This is a genomic window from Pseudonocardia ammonioxydans (genome assembly GCF_900115005.1).
Taxonomy (GTDB): domain Bacteria; phylum Actinomycetota; class Actinomycetes; order Mycobacteriales; family Pseudonocardiaceae; genus Pseudonocardia; species Pseudonocardia ammonioxydans.
Genome location: NZ_FOUY01000026.1, coordinates 14,405 through 35,301 on the forward strand (window position 1 = coordinate 14,405; position 20,897 = coordinate 35,301).

Below are 20,897 nucleotides of genomic sequence, written 5' to 3' on the forward strand. Positions count from 1 at the left end.
CGAGCCGACCACACGCCTGTGCAGCCGCGCAACCGACGTGCCGGGGGCGGTCGGGCACCTCACATACTGGCGGGCATGAACTGTCCCTGCGGCACCGGCCGTCCCGAGGACGCCTGTTGCGCCCCGGTCCTCGCCGGACGCCCGGCCCCGACCGCGGAGGCGCTGATGCGCAGCCGCTACACCGCGTTCGTCCGGGGTGACACCGCGCACCTGCTGGCGTCCTGGCATCCCTCGACCCGCCCGCGCCGCCTGGGCCCGGACCCGGGCACCGTCTGGACCGGGCTGGAGATCCTCGACCGCACCGGCGGGTCGATGTTCGAGACCGACGGCGTCGTCGAGTTCCGCGCGCACCACGCCGGCGGAGTGCTGCACGAGCGCAGCCGCTTCGTCCGCGAGGACGGCCACTGGTTCTACGTCGACGGCGTGCTGGACCCGACTACGTAACACCCTGTCTCCTGATCACGACTCATCGTGGGTTCCATGATCGGGGGTAGGGATGGGCAAGCCGGATCAACCACGCGACCCGAAGACCGGAAAGTGGGTTCGGCGTGGCGGGCTCGGTCTCGGTGCCGCCGCCATCGCCATCAGCGTTGCCGCGCTCGGTGGCGGGCTCGGTGCCAGCAGTGCGGTGGGGGGCGCGGCAGGAGGCGGGTCGTCCGTCTCGTCGGGCGTCGGCGGCTCCGGCTCCGGCTCGTCGGCGGCTCGCTCCGGCCGGGGCTCCTCCGAAGCACGCACGGTCCGCGCCCGTGACCGAAACCAGAGCGCTGTGGCCCGCCGGCTCGCTCGCGAGGGACGGGACGTCCAGCGGCGCGACGGTGACGTCACCACCGACTGTTCCGCGGTCTCCTACGGGCAGGTGCGGGCGTTCTTCACCGCGACCCCGTGCGACGCCGTCGGCCGCGCGCTGTTCGAGGTGCGGGAGGGCGGCGCCCGGGTCGTCGTCGCGGTCGCCGTGGTCGACATGCCCTCCGTGGACGGCGCGGTCGCCCTGAAGCGCCTGGTCGACACCCCGGGGACCGGGAACGTCCGCGAGCTGCGCACACCTCGCGGCGTGCGCTGGACGGGACACCACTACCGCTCGGCCCGGGACGCGACGACGGTCGTCAACGCCCAGGCCGAGCCGGTCGGCCCCGGCGCCGCGGCGGCCCGGCTCGCAGGTCGCGTGGCCCGGGAGGCCGGCACGGGCTGAGTGGTCCCGGCCCACCACCACCGCTCCATGATCGGGGAGTCGTGGTGATCCGGTGCCGGATCCGGCACCGGACCGACACGACTCCCCGATCACCGCCGGCTCACGGCGGCCCGGGACGGTCCCGGGACGGCTCGGCGCGCGGCCCCGCCGGGTCGGGCAGCCGGCTGCCGTACAGCCGCCACCCGCTCGCGGTCGGCTCCCAGTGCAGTTCCTCCCACGGGTCCGGGTCGATCAGCTCGAGCCGGGCCCAGAGCTCCTCGTGGGCGCGACCGGCGTCGCGCAGGGCGCGACCGAGCCGGACGAGGGCCCGGACGACGGCGCTGCCGCTGCTGTCGGGACGGGTGTTCGCACTGGTCATGACGTCGATCCTGGTCCCGGCGGGACCCGTCCGGAAGCGACAGGAACGACCGGGTTCGACAAGATCCCGCCACGGTTGTGAGCGCGCCGAGCGCGCGGCTAGCGTCCCCGGACGTGGATCACTCACCGCTCGGCGACGCGCCCACCGGAGGCCCCCTCGACGGCGTGCTGGTCGCCGACTTCTCCCGGGTGCTGGCCGGGCCCTACGCGACGATGATGCTGGCCGACCTCGGCGCGACCGTGATCAAGGTGGAGGGCCCGGGCGGGGACGACACCCGCACCTGGAAGCCGCCGGTGCTCACCGACCCGGAGCACGGCGACATCGCGACATACTACCTGTCGATCAACCGGAACAAGCGGTCGATCGTGCTGGACTTCACCGACCCGGACGACCTGGCGACCGCGCGGCGGCTGGCGCAGCGCGCGGACGTGCTGGTGGAGAACATGAAGCCGGGCGGGATGGCAAAGTTCGGCCTCGACCACGCCTCGGTCGCCGAGCACAACCCGTCGGTCGTGTACTGCTCGATCTCCGGGTTCGGCAGCCGCGGCGGCGCGCACCTGCCCGGCTACGACCTGCTCGTGCAGGCCACCTCCGGGCTGATGAGCCTGACCGGCGAGGCCGACGGGCCGCCGTACCGGGCGGGCGTGGCGGTGTTCGACGTGCTGACCGGGCTGCACGCGGCGCTGGCGATCTCCTCGGCGCTGCGGCACCGGGAACGGACCGGCCAGGGCCAGCTGCTGGAGACCAACCTGCTCTCGGTCGCGGTGTCGGCGCTGGTCAACCAGACCGAGGCCTACGTGGCCGCCGGGGCGGTGCCGCACCGGATGGGCAATGAGCACCCGAGCGTGTTCCCCTACCAGCCGATGCCGACCAAGGACGGCGAGCTGATCGTCATCGCCGCCAACGACGCGCAGTTCCGCAAGCTCGCCACCGTGCTCGGCGATCCGGCGATGGCCGAGGACCCGCGCTTCGCCACCATGTCCGACCGGATCTCGCACCGCGCGGAGATCGAGCAACGGCTGCTCGCCCGGCTGGCGACCCGCACCGCACAGGAGTGGTACACCGCGATCACCGAGGTCGGCGTGCCCTGTGGACCGATCAACTCGGTCGACGGCGGCGTCGCGCTCGCCGAGGAGCTCGGTCTCGAGCCGGTGGTCCGGGCGCCCGACGCGGCGGCCGTCCCGACGGTCCGCAACCCGGTCACCTACTCGGCGACCCCGCCGTCGTACCGCCGTTCGCCCCCGCCGGTGGGAGCGGACTCCGCGGAGATCCGGAGCTGGCTCAACGGATAGCGTCACTCCCCGCTTTTCGGATAGCATGAGTATCCGCTCAACGGAGAGGACGCGTCATGGCCCAGTACACCCGCACCACCAACGCTCCCACCGACGACGGGACCGGCATCGTGGTCTTCCTGATCGGCATGCGCTTCACCAGGCCCTGGCGGGTCGACGCCTGGCTGCCGGTGTTCCTCGCGATGCCGCGGATGCTCGCCGAGCTCGCCAAGGATCCGGGGTCCGGCCTGCTCGGGCACCGGCTGGTACTGGGCGGCGACGGCCCGCTGGTGATCCAGTACTGGCGGGACCGCGAGTCGCTCTACGCCTACGCCGGCGACACCGGACGGCTGCACCGCCCGGCGTGGGCGGCGTTCAACCGGCGGGCCCGCCGGGTGCCCGGCGCGGTCGGGATCTGGCACGAGACGTTCGTGGCGGGCGAGTTCGAGAGCATCTACGGCGACATGCCGCCCACCGGGCTCGCGAAGGCCCTGGGAGCACGCCCGATCGACCCGGCCACCGAGGGCGGCCGGCGGCGCCTGGCCGCCACCCGCCGGACGGCCTGACCGGCGCCGCACGACCCGCCGCGACCCGGCGGTGCGAACCGGGCCGGGTCGCCCACACGGCCCGCGACCCCGGGAACCCCTCGATCTCCCGGGGGCGGCGGGCCGCGTGACCTACAGGATCCGGCGCACCGGTCCGATCCGGCGCAGCGCCGCGGCCGCGGTCCAGCACAGCGGCGCGGCGAGCGCGAACAGGATCAGCGCCTTGACCGCCGCGGGTGCCGTCACCGCCGCCAGCGCCACACCCAGCCAGGCCACGATCGGCGCGTGCAGCACGTACACCGCGTAGGCGTTGGTCGACAGGAAACGCGCCCGCGGGCCGGGGCGGTCCAGCCACCGCCGCGCGGCGACCAGCACCACCACGATCGCGCACAGCGCGAACAACCCGTGCAGCACTGCCGCGACGGCCGAGATCGCGGTACCGCCCCCGGCCGCCGCCTCGCCCCCGAGCAGGCCGACGCCGACCAGCAGCGGCGCAAGGAGCACCGCGATCACGGCGGCGGTCACACCGGTCCGCGGGCGCAGCCGGTCGAACCAGCCGCGGCGGCCGCCCGCGACGCCGAGCGCGAAGCACAGCGCGTACTGCGGCAGGGAGCCGGCCGACGGCAGGACCGTCCAGAACGTGCCGTTCGGGACGACGACCCACCACGCCCAGGTCACCGCACCGAGCGCGAGACCCGCTGCGGCGATCGCGAGCACGCCCGGCACCCGGCCCGGCGCGCCACCCGGGCGCAGCGCACCCGCCGCCCGCAGTCCGGCGTAGACCAGCGAGAACACCAGCAGCAACAGCACGAACCACAGTGGACCGGGGTCCAGCGCGGTCAGCGCGAACCACAGCGGGTTCTCCTGCCCGCCGGCCGCCGGCAGGTAGTAGATCGGCTTGAGCAGGAGCACGAAGGCCAGGAACGGCACCCCGAGCCTCAGCAGCCGACCGCGCACGAACCCGGCCACACCGTGCCGGTCCACCGAGCCCGGCACGAACCAGCCGGAGATCAGGAAGAACGCCCCCATGAACCAGGCCTGGTTCAGCACGACGACCAGGTCCAGCAGCGAGGCCGACCCGTCGGCCGGCGGTTCGTGATACGTCCAGGCCGGGATGTGCGAGTAGGTGACGGCGCAGTGGTGGACGATCACCAGCGCGGTCAGCACCACCCGCACCGCGTCCGGCCACGCCGTGCGGAATCCGGGCAGCGCCCCCTCGGCCCCCTCGGCTCCGGCGGGCCCGGCCCGCTCCCCCGTCGTCGTCATGACCCCTCCCCCTCAGGTCGTCGGATCGCCGCCACCATCAGGTCGGCGAGTTCCTCGGCGTACGCGACGAGATCGGTCCCGGGATGGGCGATCCAGTACACGAACATCGAGTCCAGTGCGGACTGCACCGTCACCGCCATGACGCGGTGGTCGAACCGGCGGACCTCGCCGGCGGCCTCGGCCCGGCCGTACATCCACTCCAGACCGCGGTACAGCTCCTCGTTGTCGGCCATGCCGTACCGCAGCCGGCCGTCCTTGCGCCGCAGGTGCGTGACGATCTCCCCCACCGCCACCAGCTCGTCGCGGTGCTCCCGGCCGTCCCGGGCGACGGCGAGCACGTGTGCCCGCACCGTCTCCAGTGGACCGAGGCCCTCGAGCTGCGGCAGCACACGTTCGGCGATGCCGGTGTAGATCGCAGTCACGCACTCCTCCATCAGCTCCTCCTTGCCGGAGAAGTGGTAGGAGATGACCCCCTTCGAGATCCCCGCGGTGCGCGCGATCGCCGCCAGGGACGTGTTGCCGAAACCCTCCGCCGCCAGGGTGGCGACGGCCGCCTCGATGATCTGCCGTCGCCGCGCCTGCTCGATGAAGGTCTTCTGGCCTGTCGTCCCGGAATCTGACCGCACGGCCAGAAATTTAGCTGTCCGGACAGAGCGGGTCAACACGGTTCCCTCCGACGGCCCGGCGCCGGGGTGCGGTCGGAGCGGCCGCGGGTCGGGGCGAGGGCACGGAGCAGGCCGTGATGCCGAGCAGGCCGTGATGTGGAGCAGAGCCGGGCCGTGGGCCGAACCGGGTACGGGTCGGCGCAGCCCGCGGGGCCGGGCCCGGCGCGCATCAGCGCAGGCGGCTGAGGTCAGGACCGCTGGGGTCGGGTCCGGGTACGGGTCGGGCCGCGCACAGGACCCCACCGATGTGGGGCGGGAAGAGTGCGGGCGGGACCGTGCAGGTCAGGACCGATGCGGGCCGGGGTCCGGCGCCGCGCCGGTCACGGCGCGGCGTGCACCCCGACCTCGGGCGGGTCGTGCGGGTACCGGGAGACGGCGACGGCACACAGCTGGCCGCTGCAGCCCTGGGCCAGTGCCGAGGTCCCGCGGTCCCGGGTGAGGACGTTCGGGTTGCCGTGCACGCACAGCCCGTCGTCGCCGTGGCCGGGACGCTCCGGGTCCGGGCGCGGGTCCCACCAGGCACCGGTGGGCAGCTGCACCACCCCGGGCCGGATGTCGTCGGAGAGCCGGACCGCGGCCAGGCAGGCCCCCCGGTCGTTGTGGATCCGCACGACGTCGCCGTCGACGACGCCGATCCCGCCGGCGTCGGCCGGGTGGATGCGCACGACCTCGCGCCCGGAGCGCTTGGCCGCGGCGGAGTGCGCCCCGAAGTCCAGCTGGGAGTGCAGCCGGGTGGCCGGCTGGTTGGACACCAGCCAGAACGGGTGCCGCTCGTCGGGGGCCTCGGTGGGCTCCAGCCAGGCCGGGTGTCCGGGATGGTCGGCGAGGCCGTGCCCGGCGATCGTGGCCGACCCGACCTGCACCTTCCCCGACGGCGTCGGCAGCGGGCTACCCTGCGGGTCGGCCCGGAACCGGGCGAGGACACCGCCGTCGTCGGGCCGCTGCGGGAGCTCCAGCTCGCCGCGCTCCCAGAACTCCTCGAAGTCCGGGGCGTCGAGCCCGCGGTCGGCGAGTGCCTTGCGGGTGCGGTCGTACATGTGGACCAGCCAGTCGTGCGCGGTCCGGCCCTCGGTGAACTGCTCACCGTGCCCCAGCCGCCCCGCCAGGTCGGCGAGGATCTCGTAGTCGTCGCGGGCCTCGCCGTGCGGCGGCACGAGCTGTTTCATCGCGACGACCAGCGGGTCGGAGCTGGTGGCGCCGATGTCGTCGCGCTCGATCGTCATCGTCGAGGGCAGCACGACGTCGGCGTGCCGCGCCGTCGCCGTCCACATCGGATCGTGGACGACGAGGGTGTCCAGCTCGGCGACGGCGCGGCGCAGCCGGCGCAGGTCCTGGTGGTGGTGGAACGGGTTGCCGCCGGCCCACCAGGCCATCCGCACGTGCGGGTAGGTGCGCTCGGCGCCGTCGTAGACGTAGGTCCCGCCCGGGTCCAGCAGCATGTCCGCGACCCGGGCCACCGGGATGAACGAGCCGACCGGGTTCGGGGCGCGGGAGAACGTCGGCACCGGCACCGCGTTGCGGGTGCGGCCGTAGTGCCCGAGCGAGCCGAGCCCGTAGTTGAACCCGCCGCCGGGCAGCCCGATCTGGCCGAGGACGGCGGCCAGCGCCGTCCCGCCCCACACCGGCTGCTCGCCGTGCTCGGCGCGCTGCAGCGACTGGGCCACGGTGACCAGGGTGCGGCCGTAGGCGATCCGCCAGGCCAGCTCCCGGATCGTCGACGCGTCGATCCCGGTGATCGCGGCCGCCCAGCCGGCGTCCTTGACCGGTGCCGCGAACAGGTGGTCCCGCAGCTGCTCCCAGCCGTCGCAGTGGGTGGCGAGGAACTCGGCGTCCTCGCGTCCCTCGGCGACGACGGTGTGCATCAGGGCGAGCATCAGCGCGACGTCGGTCCCGGGCCGGATCGGCAGCCAGGTCGCGTCGAGCTCCTCCGGCAGGTCCGGACGCAACGGGCTGACCAGCACGAACACCGCGCCGCGGTCGCGGGCGGCGCGCATGGCGCCGCGTTCGACGTGCCGGCTCACACCTCCGGCGGCGATCGCGGAGTTCTTCAGCGCCATCCCGCCGAAGGCCAGCACGGTGTCGGTGTGCGCGGCGACCTGCTCCCAGGTGACGGCGTAGCGGGTGACGGCGTCGAACGTGCCCAGGACCTGCGGGAGGAGCACCTCGGCCGCGCCGCCGGAGTAGGTGTTGACCGAGCGCGTGTAGCCGCCGGTGACCGCGAGGAACCGGTGCAGCTGCCCCTGGGCGTGGTGGAACCGGCCGGCCGAGGCCCAGCCGTAGGACCCGCCGTAGACGGCCGCGTCGCCGTAGGTGCTGCGGACCCGCCGGGTCTCCTCGGCCAGCCGGTCCAGCACGGCGTCCCAGGAGACCGTCAGGTAGTCGTCCCGGCCGCGGGCCGGGTCCCGGCCGGGGCCGCGCTCCCACCATCCGCGCCGGACCGCGGGCGCGGCGACCCGGGCCGGGTGCCCGACGGCGGCCGGGACGTTGTCCAGCACCGGTGACGGGTCCGGGTCACCGGGGTGCGGGCGGACCCGCAGCCGGGCCCCGTCGTAGCGCGCCCGGAACACGCCCCAGTGCGCGCTGTGGGTCTTCTCGGTGCCGGGGTCCCGGGTACCGGATCCCCCCGGGCCGGCGGGTGCTCCGGCCGCTTCGTTGGTGTCGATGGTCCACTCCGCACGCGTCGATCCGTCCCGGCAGCCGCTGCCCACGCTATGCCGCGCGGGACCGCATGCGGAAGGGACGGTGCGGGAAGGTCTGGGCATGACCACTTCCGCGGAACTGCTCGTCGACCACTTCGGCCGCATCGACGAGCTGGTGCACGAGATCCTCGACGGCCTCACCGAGGCCGACCTCACCCGCCGCCCGGAGGGCGCCGGGCAGCCCGGCAATCCGATCGGCTGGCTGGTCTGGCACCTGCTGCGGGTCCAGGACGACCACCTGGCCGAGGCGTTCGACACCGGCCAGATCTGGATCGACGACGGCTGGGCCGAGCGGTTCGGACTCGACCTCGACCCGTTCGACACCGGCTTCGAGCACACCTCGGCCCAGGTCGACGCCGTCCGGACCACGACCGGGCTGCTGACCGGCTACGGCGAGGCGGTCCACGCCCGGACCGTCGAGCTGGTGGGCGCGCTGGCCGACGAGGACCTGTCGCGGATCCTCCCGCCGACCTACGGCGAGGGGATCAGCCTGGGTGAGCGGCTGGTCAGCGTGCTCGGCGACGACCTGCAGCACGCGGGGCAGGCGGCCTACCTGCGCGGGCTGTTCGGGGTGTGACCGCGCCGCCGCATAGGCTGACGCGGATGCCCACCTCAGCCGTCCCCGACCTGACCGCGCTCGCGCTGCTCGTCGCCGTCGCCCGCACCGGTGACCTGGCCGCGGCCGCGCGGGAGTCCGGGCTGTCGGTGCAGGCCGCCACCGCCCGGATCCGGGCGGTGGAGCAGCAGGTCGGCGCCCGGGTCGTGGAGCGCGACCGGCGCGGGCGGCGGGCCGGGCGGCTCACGTCCCGGGGCGTGCTGCTGGTCGAGTGGGCGGGCCCGCTGCTCTCCGCCGCCGACGACCTCGGCGTGGCGGTCGCGGCGTTGCGCCCGGCCCGCGACGGCGGGGAACCGGTCGTGCCGGTCGCGGTGGCGAGCGCCGCGGAGGGGCTCCTCCCGGGCTGGCTGGCCGAGCTCAACGGCCACGCCGGTGCGAGCCGCGTCGTGCTGGTCGACACCGCCGACCCGGCGGGCGCGGTCCGCGACGGCTCCGCCGCCGTCGGCATCGTGGAGACCGCCGGGCCGCTGCCCGGCCTGCACGCGGCGACGGTCGCCACCGACACCCTCGTGCTGGTCGTGGCCCCGGGCCACGCGTGGGCGGGCGGCCCGGGCGTCGACGCCGCCGAGCTGGCCGGCACGAGGCTGGTGACCCGGCTGCCGGGCAGCGGTTCCCGGCCCGCGCTGGCGGCCGCACTCGCCGCGGCGGCGCCGGACGCCCCGGTCGCCGCGCCGGCGCGCGAGCTGGCCGCCGACACCGCCGTCCGCTCGGCCGTACGGGCCGGCGCCGGCCCCGCGGTCCTCCCGCAGCAGGTGGTCGCCGCCGACCTCGCGGCCGGGCACCTGGTCGAGGTCGCGGTGCACGGCGCCGATCTCGGCCGCGAGTTCCGTGCCGTCTGGCAGGAGGGCACCTCACCGCAGGGGACGGCCCGGGACCTGCTCCGCATCGCCACCGGCGGCCGGATCCGCTGAGCGGGCCCGGCGGAGGGCGAGCCCGCCGATCCCGGCCGCGACCAGGCACGCCACCGCACCGAGGGCCAGGCCGCCACGGCCGCCGAGCTGCTCGCTGACCCAGCCCGCGACCGGGCCGCCGATCGGGGTGGAGCCGAGGAACGCCACCGACCACAGCGCCATCACCCGGCCCCGCATGCCCGGCGCCGAGGCCAGCTGCAGCGTGCTGTTCCCGCCGGCCATGAACGCCACGCTCGCCATGCCGACCAGCCCCATCGCGACCAGGGCGACCCACAGCACCGGTGCGAGCGCCGCCAGGCCCAGCACCACGCCGAACAGGGCCGCCGTCCGGACCAGCGAGGGCAGCCCGGTCCTCCCCCGCCCGGCGACCACGAGGCCGCCGACGACCGCGCCGACCCCCATCGCGCCGGTCAGGTAGCCGTAGGTCGCCGCGTCGCCGCCGAAGGTCTGCGACGCCACGACCGGCAGCACCACGGGGAACTCGTAGGCCAGGCAGCCGATCAGCGCCATCATCACCAGCGGCACGAACAGCTCGGGGTTGCCGCGCACGTAGGCCAGTCCCTCGCGCAGCTGTCCGGGCCCGCGCGGCGCGGGTTCGGCCGGGGTGAGCGCGGCGACGTCGAGGCGTAGCAGCGAGGTGACGACGGCGGCGAAGCTGGCCGCGTTGACCGCGAAGCACACGCCCGTCCCGCCGGCGACGATCACCAGCCCGGCGATCGCGGGCCCGACCGCGCGGGCCGCGTTGACCAGTACCGAGTTGAGGGTGACGGCGTTGCGCAGGTCGTCGCGCCCGACCAGCTCCTGCACGAACGCCTGCCGGGCCGGGTTCTCGAAGGCCTTGTTCAGCCCGAGCACGGCGGCCAGCACGTAGACGTGCCACAGCACGACCGCGCCGGTCAGTGTCAGGACCGCGAGCGCGAGCGCCTGCAGGCCCATGAGCGTCTGCAGCCCGATCATGAGCCGGCGCCGGTCGAGCCGGTCGGCCCAGACCCCGGCGTACGGGCCGAGCAGCAGCGTGGGCAGGGTCTGGATCGCGACCACGGTGCCGAGCACCGCCGCGGACCCGGTGAGCTCGTAGACCAGCCAGGACTGGCCGACCGACTGCATCCAGGTGCCGATCAGCGAGATCGACTGGCCGCCGAACCACAGCCGGTAGTTGCGCCCGGACAGCGCCGCGAAGGTGCGTTCGGAGAACGAGCGCACCGCGGTCCGGGCGCTCACCGGGCGTCCTTGAGCGACGACGCGAGTGCCTCCAGGGCGGGCAGCGCGCCGCGCAGGCCGCCGACCTGGTCCGCGGTCAGGCCCTCGACGTGCTCGGCCAGCAACCGGCCGCGCTCCTCGCGCTGGCGCCGGTGCTCCGCGGTCCCCGCCGCGGTCGCGGCGACGCGCACGGCGCGCCCGTCGGCCGGGTCGGTGTCGCGCACGAGCAGGCCCGCGGTCTCGAGCTTGCCGGCGAGCCGGGAGAGCATCGTCGGGTTGAGGCCCTCGACGGCCGCGAGCTCCCCCATCCCGATCGGGCCGCGCACCACCACGGTCCCGAGCACCGAGACCTGGGTGCGCGTCAGGTCGGCCCCGCGGGAGTGCCGGTCCAGCCCGCGCGCGATCCGGGCCAGGACGACGCGGAGCCGGGCGAGTTCGTCGGGGTCCAGGTCGCCCATCACGCTCCATTTGTTTGCCTATCGGCAAGCATATACCCGGGCAGGATCGCGGGCAGCCGGGAGCGCGGCGGGGTGGAGCGGGCGGGCCGTGGGTCAGCCGGAGGCCGGGCCGGGGTCCTCGCGCAGCCGGGACGCGAGCCGCTGCAGGTCGTCCCGCAGCCGGAAGAGCTCGTCGATCTCCATCCCGGTCGCCCGGATGACCTCCTGCTGGGCATCGGCCGCCTGCTCACGCAGCGCCCGGCCCGCCTCGGTCAGCGAGATCTGGACGGTGCGCTCGTCGTCCGGCCGGCGGGCCCGGGTGATCAGCCCCCGCTTCTCCAGGCGGGCGAGCATCGGCGAGAGCGTCCCGCTGTCGAGGAACATCCGGTCACCCAGCTCGCGCTGGGGCACCGAGTCCTCGGCCCACAGCACCAGCAGCACCGCGTACTGGCTGTAGGTGAGCCCGATCGCGTCGAGCACGGGGCGGTAGCACCCGGTCATCGCCCGGGAGGCCGAGTGCAGCGCGAAACAGAGCTGCTCGTCGAGCGCCAGCGGCGCGACGCGTGCCGGACGGTCCATCCGGACAGCGTAGGACCCCGCCCACCGGAGGACATCCCGCGGCGAACGCCGGCCGGCGCCGTCACGTGCGGTGCCGTCGTGTGGTGCCGGCATGTGCGGGGCCGGCGTGTGCCGGGCCCGCACATGCCGGGTCGTCGCGTGCCGGGTCGTCGTGTGCCGGGTCGTCGTGTGCCGGGCGCGGCGCGCCGGGACCACTATGGTCGGCCCCGAGCCGGAAGGGGTGGGCAGTGATGGACGAGCGCGACCGGAGGCACCTGCGGCGCTGTGTCGAGCTGGCCGAGGAAGCGCTCTCGGCAGGCGACGAACCGTTCGGGTCGGTGCTGGTGGACGGTGCGGGGACGGTCCGCGCCGAGGACCGCAACCGGGTCGCCGGCGGGGACCGGACCCGGCATCCGGAGTTCGAGCTGGCCCGGCGCTCGACCACGCTGCTGACACCCGACGAGCGGGCCGCGGCGACCGTGTACACCTCGGGCGAGCACTGCGCCATGTGCGCCGCCGCGCACGCGTGGGTGGGGCTGGGGCGGATCGTCTACGCCAGTTCGACGGCGCAGCTCGCCACGTGGAACCACGAGATGGGACGCCCGCCCGGCCCGGTGCGGCCGATGCCGGTGTCGGAGGTGGCGCCGGGGGTGCGGGTCGAGGGCCCGGACCCGGACCTGGCCCCACGGGTGCGGGAGTTGATCGAGCGCTTCCACCGCGGGAGCTGACGGCTCCCGGGAACTGGCAATGCCCGGGACTGGCAACGCCCGGGAGCCGACGCGGCCTGGGAGCCACGAGGGCGCGGAAGCCGAGGGAGGGTCCGGGGCGCGGCCGCCCCCGAAGCGGCCGCGCCCCGGACCGTGCGCACGACGGACCGGAAGGCTCCCCAGCACCCGGCCCGTTCCGAGGTCCGGTTCCCTTCGGGATACCCGCTCGCCGCGAGCCCGGCACGTGATCCGCCCGAGTTCACCCGATCTGCCCAGCGAGGACGGGGTGCGAGGTCCGGCCGGGCGAGGTCCGCGGCGCTCAGGCCGCCGGGCCGACCGGGAACCGCAGGACGGCACCCAGGCCGTCCGTGAGCGTGACGTCGTCGTCGGGGCGGGTGAGGACGACGGCACCGTCGGCCGCCGCCACGGCCCGGACCAGGGCGTCCGGCGCCGGCACCGGGGTCGTCGTCGCGTCGGGCAGGTCACCGGACCGCTCGGCGACCGCGGTCGGGTCGGCACCCACGACCAGCTCGGTGCCGGGCACGGCGGACGGGTCGACGAGCAGCGTCTCCACGGCGTGCGCCCGGGCCGCGGCGGCCACGCCGGCCACCCCGGTGACCGCGAGCCCGTCCGAGCGGCCGGAGGCGGTCGCGAAGCTCGTCAGGTACTCGCCGCGCCGGCGTTCGCGGACGTCGCCGGCGGCGGCCCGCACGGTGTCGTCGACCTGGTCGGGCACGGCGCCGCCGGTGTTCTCGATCTCGGCCATGACCTCCGCGGAGGCCGGGGTCAGCTCGTCGCGCAACCGCGCCCGGGCCGGGGCGTCCCCGGCCACCACGAGCAGCGCGGCGTTGCCGCCGCGGACCAGCTTGTCGACCCGTTCGGCGACCGCGTGGGCGTTGCGCTTCCAGGTCTCCTCGACCCGGGCGTCGGCACCGCCCTCGCCGGGTCCGGCCGTGCCGGCCTTGTGCACCGGGCCGGAGGAGCCGGAGTCGACCGTCTCGACCGTGCCGTCGACGGCGCGGATCTCGCCGCCGGCGTTGTCGATCGCCACGACGACGGTCGGGACGTCCTCCCCGACGGCGGCGAGCACCGGAAGCAGGTCCGGCACGCTCCCCCAGCTCGCGGTGCCCCGCTCCGGCGGGATCTCGGTGTGCCGGTCGAGCAGCACCTGCCGGGCGTCCGCGACGAGGACCCGGCCCGCGGTGCCGTCCGGCACGTCCGCGTCGGTGACCGCGTCGTCGAGCACCCCCAGCATCGCGTCGTCGGCGCCGGCGTCGGCGAGGCGCTCACGCAGGTCGCGCCACCGCAGCCGGTACTGCTCGGTCGCGTCGGCGGTGTCGTGCGTGGCGTCCATGACGACCGTCGCGAACGGGCCGTCGCTGTCACTCAGGGGTCGGATCCACTCGGTACGCATCGCCTTCGACGTTCCCGGCACACGGCCGGGCAAACCCGCTGTGCGTGACGGCCCGCGCGGCGGGTACCCCGGCCTACATGGGTGATGACTTCGAGGACCGGATCCTGCTCACCATCGGTCCGGACGCGGCCTTCACGTACCTCTCGGACGTGCAGAACCTGCCGGGGCACTTCGCGGCACTGCGCGACGCCCGCCTGGTCGCGTCCGACCGGGTCGAGGTGACCGCGGACGTCGGCGGCACGCGGGTCGAGGGCGAGGCGTGGCTGCACCTCGACAACGCCGCCCGGCGGATGACCTGGGGCGCACCCGGGCCGGGCGACTACCGCGGCGAGCTGACGGTGCACGACGCCGGACCGGGCTCGGAGGTCGTGGTGCGGCTGCACACCGAGCAGGCCGGCGGCGTCGACGTGCAGCAGGGGCTGCGCGACTCGCTGCAGCTCATCGGGGAACGGCTCGGGCAGGCCTGACGCCCCACCGCGGGTGGTTCGTGCGGTCCCTCCCGCTGCTCGGGCACACTCGGTGACCACTGCGGCAGGCGATCCGCTGCCGCGGTGTCCGAACCGACCAGCCCGGGAGTGTCGTGCCCGCACCGAACCAGCACACGTCCACACCGCACTCCCCTGTCGCGGCCGGACGGCCCGCGGCGCCGGTCCTGGCGCTGCGCGTGCTGACCCTCGCCACCGTCGTCGTGCTGGGCTGGCAGTTCGCCACGGCGGCCGGCCTGTTCACCGGGAGCGGCCCCGGCCCGCACGGGGCCGGGGCGATCGTCCTGCACGTCGTGACCGGCCTGACCGCGCTGGCCGCCGGCTGGCTCGGGGGCGTGCGCGGCGGTCCGTGGTGGCCGACGGTGCTCGCCGCGGCCGCGTTCGGGTTCACCTTCGTCCAGGCCGCGTTCGGCGAGATCTCCGGACTGGTCGTGCACCTGCCCGGCGCGATGGCGCTGACCGTGACCACCGTCTGGCTGGCCGCCTGGTCGTTCCTGCGCGCGCCGTGACGGTGGCGGTGTGGGCTTCAGGAGCGGTGTGGGCTTCAGGAGCGGTGTCCGATTCGCCGGGCGGGAACCCGCCGCCGCCCATAGTCTCTCCCGGACCGGTTCCACACAGGCCGGGTCCACACATCCGGCAGGGGCTCCCCACTGGCCCCACGGTTGCGGCGGAAGGCGGCATGATGGTGGTCGAGACGGAACAGGCCGGCCGACGGGAGCGGCAGCGCGCCGACCCGGACCCGGCCTCCCCGGCCCGCACCTGGACCGACGATACCCGGGACCGGGTCCGGGCCGTGGTCGACGAGACCGTGCGCCGCCGGTGCGCCGAGCACGTCCACTCCATGCCCGGCGCCGGGTTCGTCACCGACGTGCTGGTCGACTTCGTCTCCCGTGGCAAGTATCTGCGCTCGATGTTCGGCTACCTGGGCTGGCGGTGCGCCGCGCCCGAGTCCGCCGCCGCGCTGCACGCCGTCGCCGGCCTCGAGCTGCTGCACGCCTTCGCCCTGCTGCAGGACGACGTCATGGACGGCTCCCGGCTGCGCCGCGGGAACCCCACCGTGCACGTCCAGCTCGCCGGCTGGCACCGCAGCCGGCAGCTGTCCGGCGACCCCGACCGGTTCGGCGAGTCCGGTGCCACCCTGCTCGCCGACCTGTGCCTGGTCTGGGCCGAGCAGGCCATGCGCGAGAGCGGGCTGCCCCGCACCGCGCTCGACCGGGGCTGGCCGCGCTACGACACGATGCGTTCCGAGCTCGCGGTCGGCCAGTTCGCGGACCTGCTCAACGACGCCCGCCGCACCCCCGCGTTCGACGACGTCCTCGACGTCCTGCGCCGCAAGTCCGGCAACTACACCGTGCGGCGTCCCCTCGAGCTCGGCGCCGCCATGGCCGGTGCCGACGACGACCTGCTGGCGCTGCTCGGCGACTACGGCACGATGGTCGGCGAGGCGTTCCAGATGCGCGACGACGTCCTCGGCGTCTTCGGCACCGACGCCACCGGCAAGCCCACCGGCGACGACCTGGCCGAACGCAAGGCCACCAGCCTGGTCGTGCTCGCCCGCGAGCTCGCCGACGACGGCACCCGCGACCGGCTCGACGCCCTGCTCCACGGCCCGGGCCCGGCAGACCCCGCCGGCCGTCCCGACAGCCCCGCCGGCCCCGGAAGCACAGTCGGCCCCGGAAGCACAGTCGATGTACCGGCGGCCCGGACGCTGATCGAGGCCACCGGCGCCCGCCGCCGCCTCGAGGAGCTGATCACCACCCGGGTCGAGGGCGCGCTGCGGCTGGTCGACGGCGCGGTCGCCGAGGGGCGGCTGCCCGACGACGTGGCCGCCGTGCTGCGGGCGATGGCCGTGCGCTGCGCGGACCGGATCGCTTGAGCGGCACCCGCACGGCCCCCGCGACGGCGCCGGTTCCGTCCGGTCCTACCCTCCGGATCATGGTCGACACTCCTGTTTCCCGCGCCCCCCGTACCGGAGCCGTCGGCCGCGCCGGCCTGCCCCGCCACGAGGTGCCCACCCACTTCGACGACGGCGCGGGCGACTACGACCGCCTGGTCGGGATGAACCCCGGCTACCACGACCACCTGCGCGCGTCCGCCGCGCGGATGCGGCTGCCGCACGACGGCGCCGGCCTGCGGTTGCTCGACGCCGGCTGCGGGACCGGGGCCTCGACCGCCGCGCTGCTGGGTGTCGCACCGCGCGCCGAGATCGTCGGGGTCGACGCCTCGGCCGGGATGCTGGAGCGGGCGCGGACGAAGCCGTGGCCCGGATCGGTGCGGTTCGTGCACACGACCGCGGAGGCGATGGAGGGCGTCGAGGGGCCGTTCGACGCGATCCTCGCCGCCTACCTGCTGCGCAACCTCGACGACCCGGACGCCCAGCTGCGCCGCTTCCGCGAGCTGCTGCGCCCCGGCGGGACGCTGGCGCTGCACGAGTACTCGGTCGCCGACTCGCCGCGGGCCCGCGCCGTCTGGCACGCGGTCAGCTGGGGCGTGATCATCCCGCTGGGCCGGGCCGCCACCGGCGAGACGGCGCTCTACCGGCACCTGTGGCGCAGCGTGAACTCCTTCGACGGTGTCGGGCGGCTGCGGGACCGGATGCGGGCCGCCGGGTTCGACGCCGTGCACTCCGAGACGATGACCGGCTGGCAGAACGGCGTCGTGCACACCGTCCTGGGGACCCGCCCGTGAGTACCCGGCCGACCGACCCGCGCCGGGTGCACCACCCGCCCGCGGGCGGGCTCGGGGACGCGGGCCTGCTCGGCCGGCGCCCGCGCGCGGTCGTCGTCGGCGGCGGCATCGCCGGGCTGGCCGCGGCGACCGGGCTCGCCGAGCGGGGTGTCACGGTCGAGGTGCTCGAGCGCGAGTCCTACCTGGGCGGGCGGGTCGGCGGGTGGCGGGACCGCCTGCCGGACGGCACGCCGGTGTCGATGGGCCGTGGCTTCCACGCGTTCTTCCGGCAGTACTACAACCTGCGCAACCTGCTGCGGCGCGGCGACCCCGGCCTCGACCGGCTCGTCCCGCTGGAGGACTACCCGCTCGTCGACGCCGAGGGCCGGGTCGACTCGTTCCGCTCGCTGCCCCGCACGCCGCCGTGGAACGCCGTGCTGTTCGCCCTGCGCAGCCCCACCTTCCGGCCGTCGGACCTGCTGCGGCTGGACCCACGGGCGGCCGCGCCGCTGGCGAACGTGTCGGTGCCCGGGATCTACGAGGCCCTCGACCACGTCGACGCGGCGAGCTTCGTGGAGTCGGTCAACTTCCCGCCCGCGGCCCGGCACCTGGCGTTCGAGGTGTTCTCCCGCAGCTTCTTCGCACCCCCGTCGGCGATGTCGGCGGCCGAGCTGGCGACGATGTTCCACCTCTACTTCCTCGGCTCGTCCGAGGGGCTGGTGTTCGACGTCCCCGACGACGGGTTCGACGTCGCGCTGTGGGAGCCGCTGCGGCACTACCTGACCACCCGCGGTGTCACGTTCCGGACCGGCGTCACGGTCTCGTCGGTCAGCAGGGTCTCGTCGGCCACCAGGGGCTCCCCGGCCACAGGGGACGTCCACGGTGGATGGTTCCACGTGGATCATTCCGACGGCGGTACCTCCGGAGTGGACGCCGTGGTGCTCGCCCCGGACGTCGCCGGGCTGCGGGAGATCGTCGCCGCGTCTCCCGGCCTGGGCGATGCCGGCTGGCGCGCCGACGTCGCCGCGCTCGGCAGCGCTCCGCCGTTCCTGGTCCAGCGGCTGTGGCTGGACCGCCCGGTCCGCGCGGACCGGCCGCCGTTCCTGGGCACCGGCGGCCTGGACCCGCTGGACAACATCTCGGTGCTGGACCGCTACGAGCAGGACGCGGCGGCGTGGGCCGCCCGGCACGGCGGGTCGGTGGTCGAGCTGCACGCCTACTCGGCCGTCCTGCCGCCCGACGAGGTGCGCAGCCGCTGCCTGGCCCGGCTGCACAAGATCTACCCGGAGACCGCCGGGGCGCGGACCGTCGGCGAGCTCGTCGAGTGGCGCGCGGACTGCCCGATGTTCGGCGTCGGCGACTTCGCCCGCCGGCCCACCGTCGCGTCCCCGGTGGACGGCCTGGTGCTGGCGGGGGACGGTATCCGGATCGACCTGCCCGTGGCGCTGATGGAACGGGCGGCAGCCACCGGCTGGCAGGCGGCGAACCGGCTGCTGGCCGGCTGGGGGCTCGCCGGGCACCCGCTGGAGACGGTCCCCACCGGGGGGCGGCTCGGGCCGCTGACCCGTGCCGCCGCCCACGTGATGCGACAGCGCTGAGACCGGGCCGCGCCACGAGGTCGACGAGCACGAGGGCACCGAGCACGAGGGCGCCGAGCACCCGGAAGACGAGCACCAGGAAGACGAGCCCGAGGAAGAGGACCCGTGATGACCCTGCTGTCCCGTCTGACCGAGCGGTGGCCCGCGTCGTGGCCGCTGCAACCGCTGCCGGCGTCGCAGTGGGCGCGCCAGGGGCCCACCCACGCCGGGGCCGACCCGAAGCTGATCGCGGCGGCGCTGGAGCGGGCGCAGGCCCGCCCGTCGGGGAACTGGTTCGTGCTCGCGGCGAGCCGGCAGGTGCGGGCCGACCGGCCGTTCGGCACCACGGTCGGCGGGACCGAGCTCGTCGCCTGGCGGGACACCGCCGGTGTCGTGCGGGTCGGCCCGGGCGCCTGCCCGCACCTCGGCGCCCCGATGGCACTCGCCGCCGTCGACTGCGGGGAGCTGGTGTGCCGCTGGCACGGCCTGCGCCTCGGCGCGCAGTCCGGCCCGGGCTGGGCGCCCCTCCCCGCGCACGACGACGGCGTGCTCGTCTGGGTCCGGCTCGACGACCTCGGCGGGGAGGAGCCCACCGAGGCCCCCGTCGTCCCGGCCCGCCCGGCCGGCGCCGTCCTCGACGCGGTCACCACGCTCACCGGCGTCTGCGAGCCGGAGGACATCGTCGCCAATCGGCTGGACCCGTGGCACGGCGCGTGGTTCCACCCGTACTCCTTCCAGCGCCTCGACGTGGAGTCCGCCCCGGCCGTCACCGAGGTCACCGAGGCCGAGGACCGGTTCCTGGTGACGGTCACGTTCAAGGTCGGGCCGGGGCTCGGCGTCCCGGTGCGGGCGGAGTTCGTGTGCCCGGAGCCGCGCACCGTCGTGATGCGGATCGTGGAGGGCGAGGGCGTCGGCAGCGTCGTCGAGACGCACGCGACCCCGCGCGGGCCGGGTCACGACGGCCGGCCGCGCACCTCGGTGATCGAGGCCGTGGTCGCGGGGTCGGAGCGCCCGGGGTTCGCGGTCGCCTCCCGGGTCGCGCCGGCGATCCGGCCGATGATGGCCCGGGCCGCCACCCGGCTCTGGCGCGACGACCTGGACTACGCCGAGCGCCGCTACACGCTGCGGGCCCGCCCCTGATCGCGGGCCGTCCCTGATCGCGGGCCGTCCTGATGGTGGCCCGGCCCTGGTCACTCCGGGACGACGGCGGTGTCCACCGGACGGCCCGCCTTGCGCAACGCCCGCGGCGGCATCCCGAACCAGCGCCGGGCAGCCCGGGTCAGCACGGACTGCTCGGCCAGGCCGACCATCGCCGCCACCTGGGTGAACGGCAGGTCGGTGCGGGTGATGAGCCGCTCGGCGACGTCCCGGCGGGCCTCGTCGACGATCTCCTCGAACGTCGTCCCCTCCGCGGCGAGGTGGCGCTGCAGGGTGCGCGGGTGCACCCGCAGCAGCCGTGCCACCGAGCCGACCCGCACCGGGCCGGTCCCGAGCGAGCGGTCCACCGCCGTGCGGACCCGGTCGGTGACCCGGCGGCCCGGCCGGTCGAAGTGGGTCTCCAGGTACTCGATCGCGATGGCCCGCACGGTCTGGTCGCCGTCGAGCGGGCGGCGCAGCAGGTCGGCGGGCACCCGCAGCAGCGCCGCGGGCCGCTCGAAGCGCACCTCGGCACCGAAGAAGTCCCGGTAGCGCTGCTCCGGGGCCAGCGCCGGGTGCGGCAGGTGCACCGACCGCAGCCCGTACGCCCCGCCGGCGAGCAGTCCCACGATCCGGTGCAGCACCCCGGTCCCGAGATCGGCGACGTGCGGCGGCAGCGGCTCGGTGCTGCCGTACTCCACGCCGGTCACCCCGGCGACACGTTCCGGGTCGGGCACCGCGGCGACCGTCAGGACCGGTGAGTGCACGTAGAGGTAGCGCGAGGCGCAGTCCAGCGCGTCGCCCAACGTCGCCGAGTTCTGCACCGCGACGGCCAGCGGACCCAGCACCTCCGGGCCCTGCCGTTCCGCGAGCCGCAGCCCCAGGTCGGCGCAGTCGAGCTCGGCGGCCGCGGTCTCCAGCACCCGCGCCACCGAGCGGGTCGGGACCAGGGCGTCCGGGTCGGCACCGTCCACCGCGGCCTCGGGCAGCCGGAACCGGGCGAGCATCTCGCTGCCGTCGCCGCCCAGCTCCCCGATCAGCGCCGGCAGCCCGCGCAGCGCTCTCGCCCGGGTGAGCGATCCCATTCCCATGTCGTGTCAGGTTAAGTAGTTGTCGCGCGAGGTCAAGTTACTCGCGGTAGGTTTCGGGCACACTGGCCGCAGCGACGCACCAGCACGGTCGACGACGACCACAG

Annotated in this window: 22 protein-coding genes; 13 read left to right on the forward strand and 9 right to left on the reverse strand. The window is 75.4% G+C overall.

Translation table 11 applies throughout. The features are described 5' to 3' along the window. Nucleotides 1–75: 75 nt before the first annotated feature. Together BM093_RS22495 and BM093_RS22500 are read left to right on the forward strand one after the other, a co-directional pair. Nucleotides 76–444, forward strand: a complete 369-nt coding sequence (locus BM093_RS22495; protein ID WP_093348592.1) for a YchJ family protein — start codon at nt 76–78, stop codon at nt 442–444. A gap of 322 nt (nt 445–766) precedes the next feature. Next, a complete protein-coding gene (locus tag BM093_RS22500; RefSeq protein WP_093348597.1) occupies nt 767–1,189 on the forward strand; it encodes a hypothetical protein in 423 nt (140 codons plus the stop codon). 100 nt (nt 1,190–1,289) lie between these two features. On the opposite strand, the gene BM093_RS22505 is transcribed toward BM093_RS22500, so the two are convergent. Then, entirely contained in the window at nt 1,290–1,547 is a 258-nt protein-coding gene (locus BM093_RS22505) for a hypothetical protein (protein ID WP_093348602.1), read from the reverse strand. A 113-nt stretch (nt 1,548–1,660) separates the two neighbouring features. On the opposite strand from BM093_RS22505, the gene BM093_RS22510 reads away from it, so the two are divergent. Beyond that, nucleotides 1,661–2,839 carry a CaiB/BaiF CoA transferase family protein gene (locus BM093_RS22510; RefSeq protein ID WP_093348607.1) on the forward strand — a complete coding sequence of 393 codons (1,179 nt, stop codon included), beginning with the start codon at nt 1,661–1,663 and terminating at the stop codon, nt 2,837–2,839. A 56-nt stretch (nt 2,840–2,895) separates the two neighbouring features. Continuing rightward, nucleotides 2,896–3,384: a DUF4188 domain-containing protein gene (locus tag BM093_RS22515; protein ID WP_093348612.1), complete on the forward strand. Its 489-nt coding sequence runs from the start codon at nt 2,896–2,898 to the stop codon at nt 3,382–3,384. Nucleotides 3,385–3,495: 111 nt separating this feature from the next. Here the strand turns inward: BM093_RS22515 and BM093_RS22520 are convergent, their stop codons facing one another. From BM093_RS22520 to BM093_RS22530, 3 genes are all read right to left on the reverse strand, one after another. After that, nucleotides 3,496–4,629: an acyltransferase family protein gene (locus BM093_RS22520; protein ID WP_093348617.1), complete on the reverse strand. Its 1,134-nt coding sequence runs from the start codon at nt 4,627–4,629 to the stop codon at nt 3,496–3,498. Further along, nucleotides 4,626–5,255, reverse strand: a complete 630-nt coding sequence (locus BM093_RS22525) for a TetR/AcrR family transcriptional regulator (protein WP_093348622.1) — start codon at nt 5,253–5,255, stop codon at nt 4,626–4,628. Before BM093_RS22525 ends, BM093_RS22520 begins: the two co-directional genes overlap by 4 nt. 359 nt (nt 5,256–5,614) lie before the next feature. Next, the gene (locus BM093_RS22530; RefSeq protein ID WP_245773719.1) at nt 5,615–8,002 is read right to left on the reverse strand and encodes a molybdopterin-dependent oxidoreductase; all 2,388 of its coding nucleotides are present in this window, start codon (nt 8,000–8,002) and stop codon (nt 5,615–5,617) included. Between the two features lie 52 nt (nt 8,003–8,054). Here BM093_RS22530 and BM093_RS22535 point away from each other — a divergent pair, with 52 nt between their 5' ends. Beyond that, entirely contained in the window at nt 8,055–8,570 is a 516-nt protein-coding gene (locus BM093_RS22535; protein ID WP_093348628.1) for a mycothiol transferase, read from the forward strand. A gap of 26 nt (nt 8,571–8,596) precedes the next feature. Further along, a complete protein-coding gene (locus tag BM093_RS22540; protein WP_093348631.1) occupies nt 8,597–9,520 on the forward strand; it encodes a LysR family transcriptional regulator in 924 nt (307 codons plus the stop codon). Here BM093_RS22540 and BM093_RS22545 read toward each other — a convergent pair. The 3 genes from BM093_RS22545 to BM093_RS22550 all read right to left on the reverse strand — a co-directional run bounded on the left by BM093_RS22545 (nt 9,461) and on the right by BM093_RS22550 (nt 11,736). Next, nucleotides 9,461–10,741 (reverse strand): MFS transporter, encoded by a 1,281-nt coding sequence (locus tag BM093_RS22545; protein WP_218162878.1) that lies wholly within the window; start codon nt 10,739–10,741, stop codon nt 9,461–9,463. The genes BM093_RS22540 and BM093_RS22545 overlap by 60 nt on opposite strands. Further along, nucleotides 10,738–11,178, reverse strand: coding sequence for a MarR family winged helix-turn-helix transcriptional regulator (locus BM093_RS36715; RefSeq protein WP_218162879.1), 441 nt, complete (start codon nt 11,176–11,178; stop codon nt 10,738–10,740). Before BM093_RS36715 ends, BM093_RS22545 begins: the two co-directional genes overlap by 4 nt. 93 nt (nt 11,179–11,271) lie before the next feature. After that, a complete protein-coding gene (locus BM093_RS22550; RefSeq protein ID WP_093348833.1) occupies nt 11,272–11,736 on the reverse strand; it encodes a MarR family winged helix-turn-helix transcriptional regulator in 465 nt (154 codons plus the stop codon). Nucleotides 11,737–11,966: 230 nt separating this feature from the next. Here BM093_RS22550 and BM093_RS22555 point away from each other — a divergent pair, with 230 nt between their 5' ends. Continuing rightward, nucleotides 11,967–12,443 carry a deaminase gene (locus BM093_RS22555; protein ID WP_425439191.1) on the forward strand — a complete coding sequence of 159 codons (477 nt, stop codon included), beginning with the start codon at nt 11,967–11,969 and terminating at the stop codon, nt 12,441–12,443. A 298-nt stretch (nt 12,444–12,741) separates the two neighbouring features. On the opposite strand, the gene BM093_RS22560 is transcribed toward BM093_RS22555, so the two are convergent. Beyond that, nucleotides 12,742–13,836: a baeRF2 domain-containing protein gene (locus BM093_RS22560; RefSeq protein WP_093348644.1), complete on the reverse strand. Its 1,095-nt coding sequence runs from the start codon at nt 13,834–13,836 to the stop codon at nt 12,742–12,744. Between the two features lie 77 nt (nt 13,837–13,913). On the opposite strand from BM093_RS22560, the gene BM093_RS22565 reads away from it, so the two are divergent. From BM093_RS22565 to BM093_RS22590, 6 genes are all read left to right on the forward strand, one after another. Next, nucleotides 13,914–14,303 (forward strand): SRPBCC family protein, encoded by a 390-nt coding sequence (locus tag BM093_RS22565; RefSeq protein WP_143105487.1) that lies wholly within the window; start codon nt 13,914–13,916, stop codon nt 14,301–14,303. A 113-nt stretch (nt 14,304–14,416) separates the two neighbouring features. Continuing rightward, nucleotides 14,417–14,830: a hypothetical protein gene (locus BM093_RS22570; protein WP_093348653.1), complete on the forward strand. Its 414-nt coding sequence runs from the start codon at nt 14,417–14,419 to the stop codon at nt 14,828–14,830. Between the two features lie 170 nt (nt 14,831–15,000). Continuing rightward, nucleotides 15,001–16,197 (forward strand): polyprenyl synthetase family protein, encoded by a 1,197-nt coding sequence (locus BM093_RS22575; RefSeq protein ID WP_245773720.1) that lies wholly within the window; start codon nt 15,001–15,003, stop codon nt 16,195–16,197. 59 nt (nt 16,198–16,256) lie between these two features. Continuing rightward, on the forward strand, nt 16,257–17,009 hold the full coding sequence (locus tag BM093_RS22580) for a class I SAM-dependent methyltransferase (RefSeq protein WP_093348658.1): 753 nt from the start codon (nt 16,257–16,259) through the stop codon (nt 17,007–17,009). Beyond that, nucleotides 17,006–18,586: an FAD-dependent oxidoreductase gene (locus BM093_RS22585; protein WP_093348662.1), complete on the forward strand. Its 1,581-nt coding sequence runs from the start codon at nt 17,006–17,008 to the stop codon at nt 18,584–18,586. The genes BM093_RS22580 and BM093_RS22585 overlap by 4 nt, the downstream gene beginning before the upstream one ends. A 108-nt stretch (nt 18,587–18,694) precedes the next feature. Then, complete coding sequence (locus BM093_RS22590; protein WP_093348664.1) at nt 18,695–19,705, forward strand: DUF5914 domain-containing protein; 1,011 nt, start codon at nt 18,695–18,697, stop codon at nt 19,703–19,705. A 50-nt stretch (nt 19,706–19,755) separates the two neighbouring features. Here BM093_RS22590 and BM093_RS22595 read toward each other — a convergent pair whose 3' ends face one another. Then, on the reverse strand, nt 19,756–20,793 hold the full coding sequence (locus BM093_RS22595; protein WP_093348667.1) for an AraC family transcriptional regulator ligand-binding domain-containing protein: 1,038 nt from the start codon (nt 20,791–20,793) through the stop codon (nt 19,756–19,758). Between the last annotated feature and the right edge of the window lie 104 nt (nt 20,794–20,897).

Bases quoted from the DNA above. Each gene is read 5' to 3' on its own strand.
- BM093_RS22495 (WP_093348592.1), top strand. From the start codon at position 76: ATGAACTGTCCCTGCGGCACCGGCCGTCCCGAGGACGCCTGTTGCGCC.
- BM093_RS22540 (WP_093348631.1), top strand. From the start codon at position 8,597: ATGCCCACCTCAGCCGTCCCCGACCTGACCGCGCTCGCGCTGCTCGTC.
- BM093_RS22580 (WP_093348658.1), top strand. From the start codon at position 16,257: ATGGTCGACACTCCTGTTTCCCGCGCCCCCCGTACCGGAGCCGTCGGC.
- BM093_RS22590 (WP_093348664.1), top strand. From the start codon at position 18,695: ATGACCCTGCTGTCCCGTCTGACCGAGCGGTGGCCCGCGTCGTGGCCG.
- BM093_RS22595 (WP_093348667.1), bottom strand. From the start codon at position 20,793: ATGGGAATGGGATCGCTCACCCGGGCGAGAGCGCTGCGCGGGCTGCCG.
- BM093_RS22550 (WP_093348833.1), bottom strand. From the start codon at position 11,736: ATGGACCGTCCGGCACGCGTCGCGCCGCTGGCGCTCGACGAGCAGCTC.
- BM093_RS22555 (WP_425439191.1), top strand. From the start codon at position 11,967: ATGGACGAGCGCGACCGGAGGCACCTGCGGCGCTGTGTCGAGCTGGCC.
- BM093_RS22520 (WP_093348617.1), bottom strand. From the start codon at position 4,629: ATGACGACGACGGGGGAGCGGGCCGGGCCCGCCGGAGCCGAGGGGGCC.
- BM093_RS22560 (WP_093348644.1), bottom strand. From the start codon at position 13,836: ATGCGTACCGAGTGGATCCGACCCCTGAGTGACAGCGACGGCCCGTTC.
- BM093_RS22505 (WP_093348602.1), bottom strand. From the start codon at position 1,547: ATGACCAGTGCGAACACCCGTCCCGACAGCAGCGGCAGCGCCGTCGTC.
- BM093_RS22565 (WP_143105487.1), top strand. From the start codon at position 13,914: ATGGGTGATGACTTCGAGGACCGGATCCTGCTCACCATCGGTCCGGAC.
- BM093_RS36715 (WP_218162879.1), bottom strand. From the start codon at position 11,178: ATGGGCGACCTGGACCCCGACGAACTCGCCCGGCTCCGCGTCGTCCTG.
- BM093_RS22535 (WP_093348628.1), top strand. From the start codon at position 8,055: ATGACCACTTCCGCGGAACTGCTCGTCGACCACTTCGGCCGCATCGAC.
- BM093_RS22515 (WP_093348612.1), top strand. From the start codon at position 2,896: ATGGCCCAGTACACCCGCACCACCAACGCTCCCACCGACGACGGGACC.
- BM093_RS22575 (WP_245773720.1), top strand. From the start codon at position 15,001: ATGATGGTGGTCGAGACGGAACAGGCCGGCCGACGGGAGCGGCAGCGC.